This window comes from Salinicola endophyticus (genome assembly GCF_040536835.1).
GTDB classification, from domain to species: Bacteria; Pseudomonadota; Gammaproteobacteria; order Pseudomonadales; family Halomonadaceae; genus Salinicola; species Salinicola endophyticus_A.
Genome location: NZ_CP159578.1, coordinates 3882110 through 3899320 on the forward strand (window position 1 = coordinate 3882110; position 17211 = coordinate 3899320).

Sequence of the window (17211 nt, forward strand, 5' to 3'; positions counted from 1 at the left end):
TTCACAGCACAGCCAGCATGCCACCGTCGACATAGATGATCTGACCGTTGACGTAACTCGAGGCCGGTGACGCCAGATAGACCACGGTGCCGGCCAGGTCCTCGGGCGTTCCCCAGCGTCCGGCAGGCGAGCGCTTGCGAACCCAGCCATCGAACTCGGGATCGTCGGCCAACGGTTGGGTCATCTCGGTGAGCATGTAGCCGGGGCCGATGGCGTTGGCCTGGATGCCGTGGGGCGCCCACTCGGCCGCCATCGAACAGGTCAGCAGGCGAATCCCGCCCTTGGCGGCGGTATAGGGCGCGACGGTGGCCCGCGCCACCTGACTGGTCAACGAGCCGATATTGACGATCTTGCCGCCGTCGCCACGGGCGATCATCCGGCGTGCAGCCTGCTTGCCCATCAGAAAGGCACTGGTCAGATTGGTGTCGATGACCTTTTGCCAGTCTTCCAGAGCCAGTTCGGTCATCGGTTGGCGCCACTGCATGCCGGCATTGTTGACCAGAATGTCGATGTGGCACTGCGCCTCGTCGAAGGCGGCGAAGGCCGCCTCGATCGAGGCTTCCGAGGTGACGTCGAACGCGGCCGAGTCGGCCGCCAGGCCGGCGGCGCGCAACTCGCCGACGGCCTGGTCCAGTTTTGCCTGATGCCTGCCGTGCAGGATCACTTCGGCGCCGGCCTCGGCCAGACCGCGGGCCATGGCCAATCCCAGGCCGCCTGATGAACCGGTCACCAGTGCGGTCTTGCCCGTCAAATCGAACAACGCTGTCATGCTGCCTCCTCACTGCGACGTACGCTCAGATCAGAACGCTCGAAGACCTCGGGCAACAGCTCAACGCCGAGCCCCGGCCCTTCCATGGGGTAGACGTAACCGTCCTCGATGGTCGGCACGCGTGTCACCAGTTCCCGGTACCAGCCTCGGTAGAAGGCGCGCACCGACTCCTGGATCAGGGTGTTGGGCTGGCTGAACGACATGTGTATCGCGGCGGCGAAGCCGATCGGCCCGATGCAGTCGTGAGGGGCGAACGGCTTGTGATAGGTCTCGGCCAGCGAGGCGATCTTGCGACCTTCGGTGAGCCCGCCCGTCCAGCACAGGTCGACCATCACCACGCCGAGGGCGTCCTGGTCGAGCATTTCCTTGTAGGGCCAGCGCGAGCCGAGCGTTTCGCTGCCGCAGACCGGCACGTGGGTCGAGCGCGCGTACTCGCCCAGGGCCGCCGTCGAGGTCATCTTGATCGGGTCCTCGAACCAGTACGGATTGTAGGGTTCCAGGGCGTTGGCGATGCGCTTTGCGCTGGTCAGATTCCACTGGGAATGGAACTCCACCATGATATCCATGGCGTCACCGACACGCTGGCGTATCTGCTCGAAGGGGGTAAGCGCGCGCTTCATCTGTGCCGCGCTGATATCCAGGCCGCCGGTTTCGCGCGCGATGGGGTCGAAGGGCCAGATCTTCATCGCCGAGATGCCGTTTTCCAGCAGGTTCTCGGCCAGGGCGCCGGCGTCGGTCATGAACGCATCGAGATCCTCGAAGGGTCCCTCCTGGGCGCCGAGATTCCAGTTGTTGACCGGGCGGATGTCACGATTGCGCACATAGCCGTAGCCGGCACAGGTGTTGTAGATCCTCAGCTTGGGCCGGCACAGCCCGCCCAGCATCTGGTGCACCGGCTGGTTGCAGACCTTGCCCAGCAGGTCCCACAGCGCGATGTCGATAGCCGACACCGCGCGCGATTCGGCACCGGTCGAGGCATGGGCGAGTGGCAAGGCCGTCATGTCACGGTGCAGCGCCTCGATGTCCAACGGGTTGCGACCCAGCAGGCGCGGCGACAGAGTGTCATGGATATGGGCCGCAACGCTGCCCGCCCCATAGAAGGTTTCGCCGAGCCCGATCGTCCCTTCGTCGGTATGAATGCGCACCCAGATTACGTTCTCGAACTCTCGCGCAATGAGCGTTTCTATCGCGGTTATCTTCACCGGCATCTCCAAGTATCAATTCAGGCCAGGCAGCCAAAGCGCCAGGTCGGGGAGGAACAGGACCAGTAGCAGCACGGCCAGTTGAATGGCCATGAAAGGTCCCACGGATTTGTAGATATCCATCAGGCCGATGCCCTCGGGAGCCACACTTATCAGGTAGAAGGCGGCGGAGCCGAAGGGCGGCGAGAGAAAGGCGATCTGCATGGCGATGCAGAACAGCACGCCGAACCAGACCGGGCTGTAGCCGAGTTCATTGACGATGGGAATGAAGATCGGAATGGTCAGCAAGACGATACCGATCCAGTCCATGAAGCAGCCCAGGACGAGGAAGATCGCGAGCATCAAGACAATCGTCATCATCGGCGACAGCCCGGCGTCGAGGAGCAGCGAATTGACGAACTCGCGACCGTCGGCCAGGTTGTAGACGCTGATCAGCACCGCCACACCGAACGTCACCCACAGCAGTACCCCCACCGAGCGCAACGTCTGGGTCAGGCTCTGATGCAGCAGCGACAGTGACAGTTCACCGCGTAGCACGATGAAGACCAGGGTTCCGACGACCCCCATGCAGGCCGCTTCGGTGATCGAGGTCACGCCGCCATAGATGCAGCCCAGAATCAGGACGATCAGCAACAGCGGCGGCACGAGGCTCTTGAAGAGGCGACCCGGCGTCATGTCCGACTTGTCCGGCTCCGCGGCCTTGACCGGCGCCAGGGACGGATTCAGCCAGCAGCGGATGACAACATAGGCGATATAGCTCAGCGCCAGGATCAGCCCGGGAATCACTGTCGCGGCGAACAGCTTCTGAATGCTGACCCCGCCTACCAGACCGAAAATGATCATGACGATACTCGGCGGAATCATCGTGCCCAGTGAACCACCGGCCACGATGACGCCGATGGCCATGTTGCGGTCGTAGTTCAGGCGCAGCATCTGCGGTAGCGCCACCAGCCCGAGCATCACTATCTCGCCGCCGATGATGCCGCTCATCGCGGCGAGGACGACGGCGATGATCAGCGTGACCAGAGCGACGCCGCCGCGCACGGAGCCGACCATCTGCTGCAGCGCATCGTAGAGATCTCGAGCGATCGATGAGCGTTCCAGCAGCGACGACATCAAGATGAAAAGTGGCACAGCGGCGAAAGAGTAGTTGATCGCCATGCCGTAGACTTTCTCCATCGCCAGCGGCAGGACATCGATGCCGAAATGAACCACGGCCAACAGTGCGGCGACGCCGCCGGCGGCGAATCCCAGGGGGACGCCGATGGCCATGGCCGCGAAGAGCGCGACCAGTAGAACCGCTGAAAAGACCGCTATCGTCATGACCGCACCTCCTGGTCGCTGTCACGCAGGCGACGCCGCAGATTCGCGATCGCCAGCACCGCCATGGTCAGACCACACAGCACCAGCAGCGGCTTGACCGTCATCGGAATCGGTGCGTTCCAGGCGGTGCCGAAGCGCTCGGTGTGTATGAAGGCCTGCCAGGCCTCGGGCGCCCCGGAGACGCCGATGGCGAGACTGAAGCCCACGATGAACAGGCACTGAATGATGTCGAGCCAGCGCTTGAGACGGGGAGGCGCCAGGTCATAGAGAATCGAAATGCGCAGGTGAGCATCACGACGCATGACATAGCCGCCCGCGTAGATGTAGGCGATAGCGCAGACGTAAAGCGAGAGCTCGTTGGCCCAGATCGTCGGGCTGTGAAAGAAGTAGCGAGCCACGACCTCGTAAGTGGTTGCCCCGATGACGACCATGAACAGCCAGGCAGGAAGGCTGTCCCAACTGAAACGGTCATCATGACGATGACATGACGTGTCGTTCGACATAACAGACTCCAGCGGTGGGGACCGGTAAGCGCGTTCAGGTGAGCAAGCCGAGCTTCTTCATGAAGGCGAGATGGCTGGTCACCATGGCATCGGCCGCCGGACTTCGTGTGGCCCAGTCTTTCCAGATATCCAGTGCCGCCTGGCGGAATGCCTTCCTGTCTTCATCGGACCAGTCGCTGAAGGTCACCTCGTCGCCGAGGTCCGACACCACCTGCCGATCAGCGACCGTGACACTCTTGATCAGGTCGAAGGCGATAGCCCGTTGCGCGGTACGAATCACGAATTGCAGCGACTCGGGCAGTCGATTCCAGACCTCAAGATTGATCGCCAGGTGGTCGGCGGGCATCGAATGAAAGCCCGGATAGGTGGCGTACTTGCAGATCTCGTAGAGTCCGAGCGAGCGGTTGAGGGCCAGGGTGCCGGCATCCGCACCGCTCACGACCCCGGTCTCCATGGCAGTGAAGACCTCACCGAACGGCATGACTACCGGGGCGGCCCCCAGGCTGGCGAAGATCTCGCTCTCCATTCCCGGCGGGGAACGGAACTTCCAGCCCTTCAGCGCTTCGATGCCGGGAATCGGCACGGTGGAGCTCAGTGACTCCAGCGGTGGGCAGAGCAGCCCGACGCAATACATCCCGTAGCGTGCGTAGAGCGGATCGACGATCTCACGAGCCTGGGGGGTGTCCAGCCAGGCGTGGAACTGGATGGGGTCCTCGTAGCCGCCCATGACGTCGCCGATGAACTGGAAGGCCGGGTCCTTGCCGGTGAGGTAGCTGGCGCCGGTCATGTCGATGTCGAGCACCCCGGAGGCGGCGGCATCGAATGTCTGTACGCCTTCGACGATGGCGTTCGAGTAGTGCAGATCGATCTGCAGCCGCCCACCGGAGAGGGTCCGACAAAGCTCCACCAGACGGCCGTACATGCGGCCCTGGGTCGAGGTCTCGCTCTTGTTGGTCTGGGCGCGCAGACGGTATTCCGCCGGTCCGGTCGCGGCACGTGCGGCACCGGGCAGCAGGCCCGCTGCCAATAGTCCGGACCCGGTGGACTTCATCAGGTCTCTTCGGCTGAGTGTCTTCATGGGGCGTCCTCGTCATGAGCGTGGCGGCTTCGCCGTCTTGTTCTATCTCGAGAAGAAAAATATCGCGCAATTTTTTATAATTCCATGAAACTAAGGTTTAATTCGCAAAATATCTTGGGTGAGTCACAGTGAGAGGCATGACGATGAATGCACCATCCCAAGACAAGGGCGCCTCGACGGCAATCAAGGGGTTGTCCCGGGGCGAGCTAGCCTATGAGCGGATCGAGTCCTTGTTGACCCATATGGAACTCAAACCGGGCGAGTACCTCACCCTCCAGGCGGTGCAGGAGCGCGTGGGGCTGGGGCGGACGCCGATCGTCGAGGCCGTTCGCAAGCTGTCGGACGACACCCTGGTCGAGGTGCGGGCCGGGCGTGGGCTGAAGGTGGCACCTATCGATCTCGCCAGGGAGCGCGAGTTGCTGGATCTGCGCCGGGACATGGAGCGCTTTGCCATTCAGCGGACCATCAAGAAGGCATCACATTTGCACGTCAGCCAAATGCGTCGCCTCTACGAATCGCTGGAGGCATTGAACGAGGCTCGTGAGACGGCACTGACGGCGGATGACATCAGGAGCTTCAACGAACTCGACCATCGTATGGACGATCTGATTCTCGCCGCGGCTGCCGAACCCTTTCTGGTGAGAACGCTGCGACCGCTGCATACGATCTATCGCCGGCTGGGGTTTTTGTTCCTGACCTACTGCGGTACGGACGAGCTGATCCATCGCAATATCGCGCTGCATCAGGAGGTGCTGCGAGCCATTCTCGCCAAAGACCTCGATGGCGCCTGCCGGGCGTCCGACGAGCTGATGGATTTCGCTGCGGGCATGTTCCCCTGCCTCGAGATGGAGCTGGACCCGTCCCTGCTCGACGCCAGTATCGAGCCCTTCATGCCATAAGGAGCCACCATGCGAATCGTCTTTCACGGCAAGAATGCCGCCACATTCCATGACGGACTGAGCGCTCGGCTCGACATCGACGCCGAGCTGGCCTGCCTGCCGGACGATCTGACCGAGGAGCATGATCGGCATGCCTATGCCCGCGCCGACGTGGTGGTCGCCACGGGGCTCTCCAGCGACCAGCCGCAGCCTTCGGGGGCAAGGCTTTTCCAGGTGGCTGGCGCGGGCATCGATGCGGTGGATCGAGCACTGCTGCCAGGCACGGCTACGCTGTGCAATTGCTACGGCCACGACGTGCCGATCGCGGAGTACGTCCTGGGCGCGCTGCTGACGTCGCAGATTCCCTATTTCCAGGCCGATGGCCAGTTGCGTCGTGGCGACTGGACCTTTCAGTCGGGCAACCGGTTTCACGGTGAGCTGGCCGGGCGGACACTCGGCATTCTGGGCTTTGGCCATATCGGTCGGGCCATCGCTCGAATCGTCAGGCCGCTGGGCGTGACGGTCCATGTGGCCAACCGCAGCCCGGTGATCGATCCGCTGGTGGCTACGGCCTACTCGCTGCATGCGCTGACGGACTTCTATCGTGATATCGACGATCTGGTCGTGGCACTCCCCCAGACACCCGCCACTCGAGGCCTGGTCACTGACGCCGCGTTCGACGCCCTGCCGGCGCATGCGAGGGTGATCAACGTCGGACGAGGCGAGGTGATCGATGCCGAGGCGCTGTATCGGGCCCTGAGCCGGAAACGCATCGCCGGGGCAGTGATCGACACCTGGTATCGCTATCCGAATGCCGACGAACCACACCCCTTGCCAGCCGAACAGCCTTTCCACGAACTGGACAACCTGATCATGACCCCACACATGTCGGGCTGGACCCAGGGCACCATCGAACGCCGCAAGGACGCGATCGCCGACAACATCAATCGCCTGGCCGCCGGCCGGGAGCTGCGCAACGTCATTGCCTGAGTGAGACACAGCGCGACACTTTGCGTTACGCCCAACTGAACAACGTTCAACACGCTCGTGTGGCTTCTGGCCCTCGCTCGCCGACTTTCTCGGACAGCATCTAGACATGTGTCTTAGTCGATGTGATACTTCGCAGACTAACTGTTAGGTGACTTTTTCGCGTCTCCCCGAGACATCGACGACTGGCCCGGGCGTGTGCACACGCCCGGGCGCTGGTGCTTTCATGACACGCATTCCCGCCGACCACTGGCTACTCGCCCTGCGCACCGTGCTCGCCGTCTGGCTGGCGCTGTTCCTGGCCATGCGCCTGGATCTCTATCAGCCCGCCTGGGCGATCCTGGCGGTGATGATCGTGACCTTGCAGCCGGTCATGTTCACCGGCGGCACACCGCCCATCGGTATCATCATCGGGCGCGGCGTGGCGCGGCTGTTCGGCACTCTGTTCGGGGCCATCGTCGGGCTGGTGCTGATCTCGCTGTTCGGCCAGCAGCCGATGCTCTATCTGCTGTTCGCCGGCGCCTGGCTGGCCGTCTGCATGTACTGGGTGATGCTCGAGCAGGACGAGTATCTCGGCTATGTGATGATGCTCAGCGGCTACACCGCGACCCTGGTCTCGCTGACGGCCATCGGTACCGGGGTCGATCAGGTATGGCATGTGGCCCAGGCGCGCTTCAGCGAGACCGCCCTGGGCATCGGCTGTGCGCTGCTGACGCATATCGCCATCGCCCCGCGCTTCGGCAGCCGCGCGCTGCCGCAGACGCTCTCCGAGTTTCTCACCGAAGGCGCCCGCGACACCCTCGACGTGTTGGCGCAGCCGCGCTCGCGGGGGCTGCGCGACAGCCAGTTCAAGCGCCTGCTGGGCCACTATCAGCAGTTCCAGAAGCTGCGCGGGCTGACCCGCCTGGAGGCCCGGCGACTGAGCCACTTCATCCCCGCACTTGACCGCTTCGCCAGCGACAGCCTGGCGCTGATCACCGCGATCCGCGAGCTGGAGACCGCACTGGACTACCTGCGCGCCTGCGACGACGGCCAGCGCTGGCTGGCGCCGCTACTCGACCAGGCCCTGCCGGTGCTCGAGCATACCGCGGCCGAGCCCGCCGCCGCGCCGGGCGAGCCGTTGGTGCTGGCGCCATTCGACTGGGATCCCGAGCAAGTCTCGCCGCGCAGCCGTGCCCGTGCCGAGCTGGTGCGCCAGCGCCTGGGCGAGGTGCTCGACCTGCTCCACCACGGCCAGCGCCTGCGCCACGCCCTGACCGCTCCCGATTCGGCGCGGATCGAGACGCTGCCGCGAAAGCGCCGTTCGCGCACCACCCACAACGAGCACTTCGTGGCACGCTACAACGCCCTGCGCGTGTTCGTCGCCTTCGAGCTGCTGGGGCTCTACTGGATCCACAGCGGCTGGCACTCGGGCTATCTGGCAATGATGCTGCTGGGGGTCTTCACCATGCTGTTCGCCAAGGCGCCCAACCCCGCGGCGGTGGTCTATCAGTTCCTGTGGGGGTCGCTGGCGGCAGTGATCCTGGGCGGCGTGCTGCTGTTCCTGGTACTGCCGGTGATCAACGGCTTCCCGCTGCTGGCCCTGGCCGTGGCGGTACCGGTGGTCATCGGCACCCTGCTGACGCCGCACCCACGCTGGTCGGCAATCGGCCTGGCCGGCTCCGTCACCATGATGACCCTGCTCAACCTCAATTCGACCTACACCTTCGCCCCAGCGCGCTATATCAACGGCGGGGTGGCCTCGATCATCGGCACCCTGGTGGCGATGATCACCTACTCGGTGATGCGCCAGCGTTCACCCGCCGAGCGTATCCGTACGCTGATGGCGGCCTACTGGCAGGGGCTTGCACGCCTGCTCGGCGAGCGTAACCAGCCCAGCCGCGCGCGCCTGGAGAGCCGCCTCTATGACCGCCTCGGCCGCCTGGTAGCGCTGGGCGGCAGCGATACGGCGCTGCGCGAGGCGATCGACCTCCACGCCCTGGCCCTGTGCGTATGGCGTATTCGCCGCCTGGGCCCGGAGCTGGGCGCGCATCGCGCAGAGATCGAGACATGGCTGGCGGGCATCGGCACCCGCCTGCTGGCGCGCCAGCGCCACGACCCGGCAGTCTGGCACCAGCTCGCCGACGAGGCGATCGCCTGGGTCGAGCGGCTCTACCATGAGACTCGCCTGCCCATCGCCAGCATCGGCGAGATCGCCATGCTCGGGCATCTGATGCGCGACGCTCCCGGGGTCATGCTGGAACAGGGCGACACCACGGCGCCGGCGCCGCAGGACATCGCCCAGGAAGGCGCACAGGGAAAAGATGCACAGGAAAAAGGTGCACAGGACGATACCAAGGAAGATGCACAGGAAGATCCCGTGACGGTAAACAGCGCCGCCACGCGCGAGCCTGAGCCCGGCCAGGCGGACACGGAAAGCGACGAGTCAGATACCGGGTCGGACGAATCAGGCACTGACGTGAACGAGACAGACACCGGCTCGGACGAGCCAGAGACGGGAGATGACACCCATGTTCGCTGAGTGGTCGTTCCTCGGCTTTCTGCTGCCCCCGCTGGCGCTGCCGGTACTGCTGGCGCTGGCGCTCTACCTGCTGATCCGCCGGCTGTTCGTGCGTTGGCGGCTCTACCACTGGCTGTGGCAACCGGTGCTGGCCGATATCGCGATCTTCGCGCTGCTGCTGTGGGCGGTGCTTGCGCTCAGCGGCGCGCTACCGATCGCGCCATGACCGCCGCGCTGCGAGTCTTGCGCCGTCACCGATGCGGATGACGCCCGACCCGATAGACATCGCCTGAACGACATCTCTTGATGGACATCGCCAGGCTGTCCGAGACCGACAATAGAAGAGACACCATGACCATGACCCATCGACTTCGCCGAGCGATCCGTCCGGCCCTGACGCTGATCCTGGTGGCGGCGGCCCTGGTCGCCGTGGCCGAGATCTGGAACCACTACATGCACGACCCGTGGACCCGCGACGGGCGCATCCGCGCCGACGTCATCCATCTCGGAACCGACGTGGCGGGACTGGTCGATGATCTCCAGGTCCACGACAACCAGCGGGTGGCCAAGGGCGACGTGCTCTTCACCATCGACAAGCGCCGCTACCAGCTCGCTCTCGAAGATGCCCGCGCCAATCTGCACCGCCTGCAGCAGCAGCGCGACGAAGCCCAGGCCGCCAGCGGCCGGCGCCAGCGGCTGAAGAACTACGTCTCCCAGGAGGACAAGGACAACGCCCGCTTCACCCTGTCGACCGCCCAGGCCGCGGTCGAGCAGGCCAAGGTCGAGGTGGCCAAGGCCGAACTCGACCTGGAACGGGCCACCGTACGCGCCCCGGTGGATGGCTATGTCACCAACCTGCTGCTGCGTCCGGGGCAGTATGTCGGTGTGGGTGCCGATACCCTCACCCTGGTCGATGCCAACAGCTTCTACGCCCTGGGCTACTTCGAGGAGACCAAGCTCGACAGCATCGAGATCGGCGAGCCGGCGCGGGTCCAGCTGCTGGCCAACGGTCGCCCGATCTGGGGCCATGTCGACAGTTTCGCCCGCGGCATCAGCGACAGCAGCCTGAGCAATCAGAACGGTGGTCTGGCCTCGGTCAACGCCTCCTTCGACTGGGTGCGCCTGTCGCAGCGCATTCCGGTACGCATCGCCCTCGACGACATTCCGCCGGGGACCAAGCTCTCCGCCGGGCTCACCGCCACCATCTACCTCGGCGGCGATCGCGCCGAGCACGAGACGCAGCCCGATTGGTGGGTGTCGATGAAGCGGTGGTGGGAGAATCTGATCAGCGTGTGAGAGAACCGCGCGCCGGCGATAACGCCGGCGCGGGTCGGGAGGTGTCAGGCGTCGGCCATCACTCGAAGTAGCTGAAGGTCTCGCCTGGCTTGATGTCGAGCAGCGCATGGTAGATCAACTCGATCACGTGCTCGACGTCCTGCTTGTGGACCATCTCCACCGTGGTGTGCATATAGCGCAGCGGCAGCGAGATCAACGCCGAAGCCACCCCCGAGTTGGAGTATGCGAAGGCGTCGGTATCGGTGCCGGTGGCGCGCGAACGCGGCAGACGCTGGAACGGGATCTTCTGCGCGGTGGCGACCTGGATCAGGCGCTCGCGCAGCTTGTTCTGGATCGCCGGGGCGTAGCAGATCACCGGGCCATCGCCGATCTTGTTGGCGCCTTCGCGCTTGGGTTCGATCATCGGCGTCGAGGTGTCGTGGCTGACGTCGGTGACGATCGCCACGTTCGGCTTGAGCCGCTCGGCGATCATCTCCGCTCCGCGTAGCCCGACTTCCTCCTGCACCGCGTTGACGATATACAGGCCGAAATCGAGCGTCTGCTTGCGCGCCTTCAGCAGCCGCGCGACTTCCGCGATCATGAAGCCGCCGATGCGATTGTCGATCGCGCGGCAGACGAGCTTGTCGCCATTGAGCACGAAGAACTCGTCGGGGTAGGTGATCACGCAGCCGACGTGCACGCCCAGCGCCTCGACCTCGTCCTTGGTGCTGGCACCGACGTCGATGAAGATGTTGTCCAGCTCCGGCGGCTTCTCCTGCGGCCCCTGGCGCCGGGTATGGATCGCCGGCCAGCCGAACACACCGGGCACGATGCCGTTGTCGGTGTGGATGTTGACCCGCTTGGAGGGGGCGATCTGATGGTCGCTGCCACCGTTGCGGATGACGTAGATCAAGCCGTTGTCGGTGATGTAGTTGACGTACCAGGAGATCTCGTCGGCGTGGCCCTCGATCACCACCTTGTACTCGGCGTCGGGGTTGATCACGCCCACCGCGGTGCCGTAGGTGTCGGTGATGAACTCATCCACGTAGGGACGCAGATACTCCATCCACAGCTTCTGCCCTTCCCACTCGTAGCCGGTGGGCGAGGCGTTGTTGAGATAGCGCTCGAGGAACGCCATCGCCTGATCGTCGAGCGGCTTGCCGCCGCTGCGCGTGCGTTTCGGCGTCTTGGCCTTGGTGCTCTTGCTAGGACCAGCGCTCTTACCGGTAGTCTTGCTCATGCCACCTTCCTGACGGGTGTCTGTCGTGAAGAAGAAGAGTCCTCGTTCAGCTTAGCAGTGCCCGCGCCCGAATGGGCAGCGCCAGCACAAGGCGCAAGCTACGCTGGGTAGACCCGATGGCCGGCGAGCGCGCCGCGCCAGCGCCCCAGGATGGACAGGAGCCGACAGGATGTCTCAACCGCCGCTGCGCCACCACGGCCGCTTCCCCTACCGCCCGATCACCGACCGCGACCCCGCGCACTGGCCCAGCGAGACGCGTCTGGCGGTCTATCTCGGCTTCAATCTGGAACACTACGCCTTCGGCGAGGGACGCGGTGTGGGCATCGCCCCGCCCGCCCCGGAGGGCGAGCCGGACGTGCTCAACTACGCCTGGCGTGAGTATGGCAACCGGGTCGGCGCCTGGCGCTGTCTGGAACTGTTCGAATCGCTCGCGCTGCCGGCGGGGGTGATCGCCAATACCGCCCTGCTCGACCACTGCCCCGAGCTGATCGACGCCTTCGCCGCGCGGGGCGACGAGATCATCGCCCATGGCCACACCAACGCCGAGCGCCAGGGCCAGCTCGAGCAAGCCGCCGAACGCCGCCTGATCGGCGAATGCCGCCAGCGCCTGGCGGCCCATCTGGGCCAGGCGCCGCGCGGTTGGCTGTCACCCTGGATCTCGGAGAGCGAGCGCACCCCGGATCTGCTCGCCGAGGCGGGTTTCGACTATGTCCTCAACTGGGCCCATGACGAACGCCCGACCGCCATGCGCACCACTCGGGGCACGCTGTGGTCGATTCCCTATCCGCAGGAGGTCAACGACATACCCACCATCTCCACCCACCGGGTGAGCATGCAGGAGTTCTGCACCATGATCCGCGATCAGTTCCTGGAGCTGCTGGCACAGTCGCAGCAGCAGCGCCTGGTGATGGGGATCGCCCTGCACCCCTGGCTGGTAGGCCAGCCGTTCCGCCTGCGCCAGCTGCGCGAGGTTCTCACCGAGCTGGCCGGCTACCGTGAAGCCGAGGGGGTGTGGTGGACCACCCCCGGCGCCATCGCCCGCCAGGTGCAGCTAGAGGCAGCCGGCGCTACCCCAGTGTGAACGCCGGGTGAGCGATAGATGAGCCCTGCGTGAGCAGTGGATGAGTCTCGAACACGCTCACAGCGTCATCGCGGCGATCCAGCCGAACACCAGCAGCGGCACGTTGTAGTGCAGGAAGGTGGGCACCACGCTGTCCCAGATGTGGTCGTGCTGGCCGTCGGCATTGAGCCCCGCGGTCGGCCCCAGGGTCGAGTCGGAGGCCGGCGAGCCGGCGTCGCCCAGCGCCGCCGCGGTGCCCACCAGGGCGATCGTGGCCAGCGGCGAGAAGCCGAAGTTGAGCGCCAGCGGCACATACAGCGAGGCGATGATCGGAATGGTCGAGAACGACGAGCCGATGCCCATGGTGATGAACAGCCCCACCAGCAGCATGATCAGCGCCGCCAGCCCCTTGTGGTCACCGATCAGCGCGGTGGAGCTGCCGACCAGGCTGTCGACCGCGCCGGTCGCCTGCATCACGCTGGCGAAACCGGCGGCGGCGATCATGATGAAGCCGACCAGCGCCATCATGCGCATGCCTTCGGTGAAGACGCTGTCCTGCTCGTGCCAGCGGAAGACCCCGGTGAGGGCGAGCACGGCGAAGCCGAACAGCCCGCCCAGCACCATCGAATCGGTGTAGAGCTGCACTAGCACCGTGCCCACCAGGGCAACGACCAGCAGCAGTTTCTGCCACAGCGCCAGCCCGCCGGCGCTGGCCGCCGCGTGGTGCTCATCGGCCGGGCTCTCGCCGACATAGGGCAGGTCCTCGTAGTGGCGCTGGCGGCGGTAGCTGAAGAACACCGCGGTGAGCAGCCCCAGTGCCATGCCGCCGATGGGAATCGCCATGGCCAGCGGCACCTGCGACGCCTGCACCTCAAGCCCGTAGGCGGCGCCGCTGGCGTTGACGTTGCTGAGCAGAATGTCATTGAGGAAGATCGCCCCGAACCCCACCGGCAGCAGCATATAGGGGGCAGTGACACCAAAGGTGATCACGCAGGCCACCGCACGGCGGTCCAGCTTGAGCCGGTTCATCAGCCCCAGCAGCGGCGGCACCAGGATGGGGATGAAGGCGATATGCACCGGGATCAGATTCTGAGAACTGATCGCCGCCAGCAGTAGACACCCCAGCAGCCCCAGGATCACGCTGCGACGCGACGGCCCGCTGCCATCCAGCGCCAGCTTGCCCACCGCCCGGTGAGAGAGCCACTGGGTGATGCCGGAACGCGACAGCGCCACCGCAAACGCCCCCAGCACCGCGTAGGAGAGCGCCACCGTAGCGCCACCGCCCAACCCATCGTTGAACGCGGAGAGAACCGTCTCCAGCGGCAAACCGGCATACAAGCCGCCGCCCAGCGCTGCCACGATCAGCGCGAAGACCACCGGTACCCGGGCCAGACTCAACGTGACCATCACCAGGATGGCCAGAACCACTGCATTCATGCATCGCCTCGACTCTTTGCTTCATGACGCCGGCGCCTGCGGCCGACCCTGCGCGCGAAGCCGCCGATGATATCGCCACAGCCCGCGAACGCCAGGGAAAAGCGGAATTTTCCTGCTCTCCCGGTCTCCCCCCTCCTCAGGGCCGACCGGGGTCACAGGGCGCGCCCCATGCCCTCAGGATGAAGAGATGTCGAGAATGGCGGCGAAAAGGCAGCCATAAGCCCGAAAACGGGAGGCATTCGGCACCAGGCGATCCAGACGCGGCGCGGCGCCGGTCTAGACCCACACCGCCAGACGCAAGCAGGGCGGCCATAGGGCCGCCCTGCTTCATGGGGTCCGGCGGATATCCGCCGCTCGAGGCGTCGTTCAGCTCGCCTGGTTGGGGTGCGCCGGGTACTGGCGCTCGTCCGGCGCCGGCGGGAAGTACTGATAGAGCCAGGTCTCGCTGACCGTCTTGCCGTCGGCGTTGAGGTTCAGACGCATGTTGATCGGGTCGGTGGAGTCGCTGGTCGGATACCAGTCGAACTGGATACGGAAGGCGTCGACCTCCTCCACCCACAGGATCTCGACCTGCTCGACCTTGCCCTCGGGTACATCGAGCTGGGCATGCACCGGAATCCCGTCGTCATAGAAGTGCTTGAGCTCGCCGCCGATGAAGTCGACCGCAATCCGCTGCGCCCACACCTTGGGGTAGTGCTCACCCGGCGCCCACCCTTCGGGGAAGCCGCCGATACCGGTGAAGGTCTTGCGCACCCGCGCCAGGTCACTCTGCACCGGCGGCAGCGCGCTCCAGTAGAGCTTGTAGCCGTAGCTGAAAGTCTCGCCGGGCTGCACCGGCTTGGCCGGCTTCCAGAACGCCACCACGTTGTCCATGGTCTCGCCGGTGGTGGGAATCTCCAGCATCTGGATCTCGCCCTTGCCCCAGTCGCCCTTGGGCTCGACCCACAGGCTCGGACGCGCATGGTAGTTGCCGACGATATCTTCGTAGCTCTCGAAGTCGTGATCCGTCTGCAGCAGCCCGAAGCCCTTGGGGCTGTCGTCGTCGAAGGTGTTGAACTGCAGCCGCGGCGGATTGTTGAGCGGCCGGCACACCCACTCGCCGTTGCCGCGCCACATCGACAGGCGGTCGGAGTCGTGGATCTGCGGGTGGAAGGTCAGACACATGTCACGCTGCTGGGTGCCGCAGCTGAACATGCTGGTCATCGGCGAGATGCCGAGCTGGGCGATCGTCTCGCGCGGATAGAGATGCTTGTCGATCTCCATCACCACGCGGGTCTCTTCGCAGTGGATGACGAAGCGGTAGGCCCCGGCGAGGCTCGGTGAATCGAGCAGCGCATAGGCGGTGAAGGTGGTGCTGCCCGGCTTAGGCGTCTCGAACCAGAAGCGGGTGAAAGCGGGAAACTCCTCGCGCTCACCGTCGGTGTAGGTGTTGACAGCCACGCCGCGTGCCGACAGGCCGTACTGATAGGTGTCGTCGACCGCGCGGAAGTAGCTGGCGCCGAGGAACGAGACGATGTCGCGCTGGGTCAGCGAGGGCGCCTTGAACACGCGGAAGCCGGCGAAGCCGAGATCGCCCTGGCCTTCGAGCTGGGAGACGTCGACGTCCGCCTTGCTGTAGTCGAACAGCTCCGGGCGGAAGTGGATCTCCTTGGCCTGCTGCGTCTGCGGATCGATCGAGTACATCCGCACCGGCTGATTGAAGGCCATGCCGACATGGAAGAACTGGATATCCAGCGGCCCCTTCATGTCGTGCCACAGCGAGTGGGCCGGGTCGTAGCCGATGGCGTTGTACTGCTGCGGGGTGAGGTTGGCCAGCGTCGGCGGCAGCTTCTCGACCGTGCTCTGGTAGGGCTTTGCCGCCAGCGAGCCGGCGTACTCCTTGAGCCAGTCGAAACTGAACGCCTGCGACTTGCCATCGGCGATACCGCTGGAGGCCTTTGCCGCCGCGAACAGTGGCGCCGAAGGCACGCCATACCAGGCCGCCAGCGCGATGGCGCTTTTCAGTACACTTCTACGATCCATGAACACCCCCATCCTTTTTCGTCTCGAGTCCCACCTCGGTGGACCAACGATTGGCAGCATACCCGATCGTCGCGCGCCGGGCTGCATCGATAAAATCCCATGATAAGACGCTGGCCGGGCGGATGGGTTCCCAGGGGTATCCGGTCGTGGAGCGCAATCGACGGCTACCGGGCACACAGGGAGAACAAAGAGAGGACGCGCAGCGCGCTAGCAGGAAGAGCGTGGAAAGGCGATAGGAGGCAGCAGGTAGGAGTGAGACAGCAGAAACGCTAACGAGACCGTGGCTGGCCGACGTCAGGGTGACACCGGCCAGCGCAGCGGGAAGGCGTGCGGCTCAGTCGCCGAGGCCAGCGGAGAGCGATGGCTGCACCACCTCGATCCAGTAGCCGTCCGGGTCCTTGACGAACACCACGTTGGGCATCTTGCCTTCGTCGGCGCGCTTCTTGAACTCGACGTCATTGGCGTCGAACCAGCGCTCGGCGGCGGCCAGATCCGGCACCGCGAAACAGATATGGCCGAAGCCCTGGGGCTCGGCATTACCGTCGTGATAGCTGAGTTCGGGGTCGTTCTCACTGCCCCAGTTGTGGGTCAGTTCGAGCACACCCTTCTGCGAGAAGGTGTAGGCGGTGCGCTCGGCATCATCCTCCGGCACCTCTCCGGCCTCGGCGTGGCCGAGGAAGTAGAGCGTGAACTGCATCTCCGGGAAGTCGAGCTTGCGCAGCAGACGCATACCGAACACCCGGGTGTAGAACGCCAGCGAGACCTTGGGGTCCTTGGCCCGCAGCATGGTGTGGTTGAACACGAAGCCCTGGCTCTCGGCGGTGGCGGGTTCGACGCCCGGCACCTGGTCTTCGGCGATACTCATGGGCACTCTCCTCCTATGTATGATCGATGATGATGCATGCGCGTGGGCCAGGCTGGATGCCGTTCGCTACGA

At 64.9% G+C, this 17211-nt stretch carries 15 protein-coding genes; 6 read left to right on the plus strand and 9 right to left on the minus strand.

Annotation, left to right across the window (positions count from 1 at the left end; all coding sequences use genetic code 11):
* Window position 1: 1 nt before the first annotated feature.
* From ABV408_RS17565 to dctP, 5 genes are read right to left on the minus strand one after another with little or no spacing between them, the layout of a single operon-like run.
* A complete protein-coding gene (locus tag ABV408_RS17565) occupies window positions 2-769 on the minus strand; it encodes an SDR family oxidoreductase (RefSeq protein WP_353980171.1) in 768 nt (255 codons plus the stop codon).
* On the minus strand, window positions 766-1971 hold the full coding sequence (locus ABV408_RS17570) for a mandelate racemase/muconate lactonizing enzyme family protein (protein ID WP_353980172.1): 1206 nt from the start codon (window positions 1969-1971) through the stop codon (window positions 766-768). The genes ABV408_RS17565 and ABV408_RS17570 overlap by 4 nt, the downstream gene beginning before the upstream one ends.
* A 15-nt stretch (window positions 1972-1986) precedes the next feature.
* On the minus strand, window positions 1987-3294 hold the full coding sequence (locus ABV408_RS17575) for a TRAP transporter large permease subunit (protein ID WP_353980173.1): 1308 nt from the start codon (window positions 3292-3294) through the stop codon (window positions 1987-1989).
* A complete protein-coding gene (locus ABV408_RS17580; RefSeq protein WP_353980174.1) occupies window positions 3291-3797 on the minus strand; it encodes a TRAP transporter small permease in 507 nt (168 codons plus the stop codon). The genes ABV408_RS17575 and ABV408_RS17580 overlap by 4 nt, the downstream gene beginning before the upstream one ends.
* Before the next feature lie 34 nt (window positions 3798-3831).
* Complete coding sequence (dctP, locus tag ABV408_RS17585) at window positions 3832-4875, minus strand: TRAP transporter substrate-binding protein DctP (protein ID WP_353980175.1); 1044 nt, start codon at window positions 4873-4875, stop codon at window positions 3832-3834.
* 143 nt (window positions 4876-5018) lie between these two features.
* Between dctP and ABV408_RS17590 the strand changes: the two genes are divergently transcribed.
* The 5 genes from ABV408_RS17590 (at window position 5019) to ABV408_RS17610 (ending at window position 10536) form a co-directional block, all read left to right on the plus strand.
* On the plus strand, window positions 5019-5774 hold the full coding sequence (locus ABV408_RS17590) for a GntR family transcriptional regulator (RefSeq protein ID WP_353980176.1): 756 nt from the start codon (window positions 5019-5021) through the stop codon (window positions 5772-5774).
* Window positions 5775-5783: 9 nt separating this feature from the next.
* Complete coding sequence (locus ABV408_RS17595; RefSeq protein WP_353980177.1) at window positions 5784-6743, plus strand: 2-hydroxyacid dehydrogenase; 960 nt, start codon at window positions 5784-5786, stop codon at window positions 6741-6743.
* Window positions 6744-6966: 223 nt separating this feature from the next.
* Window positions 6967-9261 carry an FUSC family protein gene (locus ABV408_RS17600; RefSeq protein WP_353980178.1) on the plus strand — a complete coding sequence of 765 codons (2295 nt, stop codon included), beginning with the start codon at window positions 6967-6969 and terminating at the stop codon, window positions 9259-9261.
* Window positions 9251-9466 carry a DUF1656 domain-containing protein gene (locus ABV408_RS17605; RefSeq protein ID WP_110675987.1) on the plus strand — a complete coding sequence of 72 codons (216 nt, stop codon included), beginning with the start codon at window positions 9251-9253 and terminating at the stop codon, window positions 9464-9466. Before ABV408_RS17600 ends, ABV408_RS17605 begins: the two co-directional genes overlap by 11 nt.
* Before the next feature lie 125 nt (window positions 9467-9591).
* Complete coding sequence (locus ABV408_RS17610; protein ID WP_353980179.1) at window positions 9592-10536, plus strand: efflux RND transporter periplasmic adaptor subunit; 945 nt, start codon at window positions 9592-9594, stop codon at window positions 10534-10536.
* Window positions 10537-10594: 58 nt separating this feature from the next.
* Here ABV408_RS17610 and ABV408_RS17615 read toward each other — a convergent pair whose 3' ends face one another.
* On the minus strand, window positions 10595-11755 hold the full coding sequence (locus ABV408_RS17615; RefSeq protein WP_353980180.1) for a M42 family metallopeptidase: 1161 nt from the start codon (window positions 11753-11755) through the stop codon (window positions 10595-10597).
* Window positions 11756-11924: 169 nt separating this feature from the next.
* On the opposite strand from ABV408_RS17615, the gene ABV408_RS17620 reads away from it, so the two are divergent.
* Window positions 11925-12836: a polysaccharide deacetylase family protein gene (locus ABV408_RS17620; RefSeq protein WP_353980181.1), complete on the plus strand. Its 912-nt coding sequence runs from the start codon at window positions 11925-11927 to the stop codon at window positions 12834-12836.
* Between the two features lie 57 nt (window positions 12837-12893).
* Here ABV408_RS17620 and ABV408_RS17625 read toward each other — a convergent pair whose 3' ends face one another.
* The 3 genes from ABV408_RS17625 to gloA all read right to left on the minus strand — a co-directional run bounded on the left by ABV408_RS17625 (window position 12894) and on the right by gloA (window position 17139).
* A complete protein-coding gene (locus ABV408_RS17625; protein ID WP_353980182.1) occupies window positions 12894-14252 on the minus strand; it encodes a Na+/H+ antiporter family protein in 1359 nt (452 codons plus the stop codon).
* 366 nt (window positions 14253-14618) lie between these two features.
* The gene (locus ABV408_RS17630) at window positions 14619-16274 is read right to left on the minus strand and encodes a glucan biosynthesis protein D (protein WP_353980183.1); all 1656 of its coding nucleotides are present in this window, start codon (window positions 16272-16274) and stop codon (window positions 14619-14621) included.
* 334 nt (window positions 16275-16608) lie between these two features.
* On the minus strand, window positions 16609-17139 hold the full coding sequence (gene gloA / locus ABV408_RS17635; protein ID WP_207033953.1) for a lactoylglutathione lyase: 531 nt from the start codon (window positions 17137-17139) through the stop codon (window positions 16609-16611).
* Between the last annotated feature and the right edge of the window lie 72 nt (window positions 17140-17211).

Coding starts and splice junctions, on each gene's coding strand:
- ABV408_RS17565 (WP_353980171.1), bottom strand. CDS start 769: ATGACAGCGTTGTTCGATTTGACGGGCAAGACCGCACTGGTGACCGGT.
- ABV408_RS17575 (WP_353980173.1), bottom strand. CDS start 3,294: ATGACGATAGCGGTCTTTTCAGCGGTTCTACTGGTCGCGCTCTTCGCG.
- ABV408_RS17580 (WP_353980174.1), bottom strand. CDS start 3,797: ATGTCGAACGACACGTCATGTCATCGTCATGATGACCGTTTCAGTTGG.
- dctP (WP_353980175.1), bottom strand. CDS start 4,875: ATGAAGACACTCAGCCGAAGAGACCTGATGAAGTCCACCGGGTCCGGA.
- ABV408_RS17590 (WP_353980176.1), top strand. CDS start 5,019: ATGAATGCACCATCCCAAGACAAGGGCGCCTCGACGGCAATCAAGGGG.
- ABV408_RS17595 (WP_353980177.1), top strand. CDS start 5,784: ATGCGAATCGTCTTTCACGGCAAGAATGCCGCCACATTCCATGACGGA.
- ABV408_RS17600 (WP_353980178.1), top strand. CDS start 6,967: ATGACACGCATTCCCGCCGACCACTGGCTACTCGCCCTGCGCACCGTG.
- ABV408_RS17605 (WP_110675987.1), top strand. CDS start 9,251: ATGTTCGCTGAGTGGTCGTTCCTCGGCTTTCTGCTGCCCCCGCTGGCG.
- ABV408_RS17610 (WP_353980179.1), top strand. CDS start 9,592: ATGACCATGACCCATCGACTTCGCCGAGCGATCCGTCCGGCCCTGACG.
- ABV408_RS17615 (WP_353980180.1), bottom strand. CDS start 11,755: ATGAGCAAGACTACCGGTAAGAGCGCTGGTCCTAGCAAGAGCACCAAG.
- ABV408_RS17620 (WP_353980181.1), top strand. CDS start 11,925: ATGTCTCAACCGCCGCTGCGCCACCACGGCCGCTTCCCCTACCGCCCG.
- ABV408_RS17625 (WP_353980182.1), bottom strand. CDS start 14,252: ATGAATGCAGTGGTTCTGGCCATCCTGGTGATGGTCACGTTGAGTCTG.
- ABV408_RS17630 (WP_353980183.1), bottom strand. CDS start 16,274: ATGGATCGTAGAAGTGTACTGAAAAGCGCCATCGCGCTGGCGGCCTGG.
- gloA (WP_207033953.1), bottom strand. CDS start 17,139: ATGAGTATCGCCGAAGACCAGGTGCCGGGCGTCGAACCCGCCACCGCC.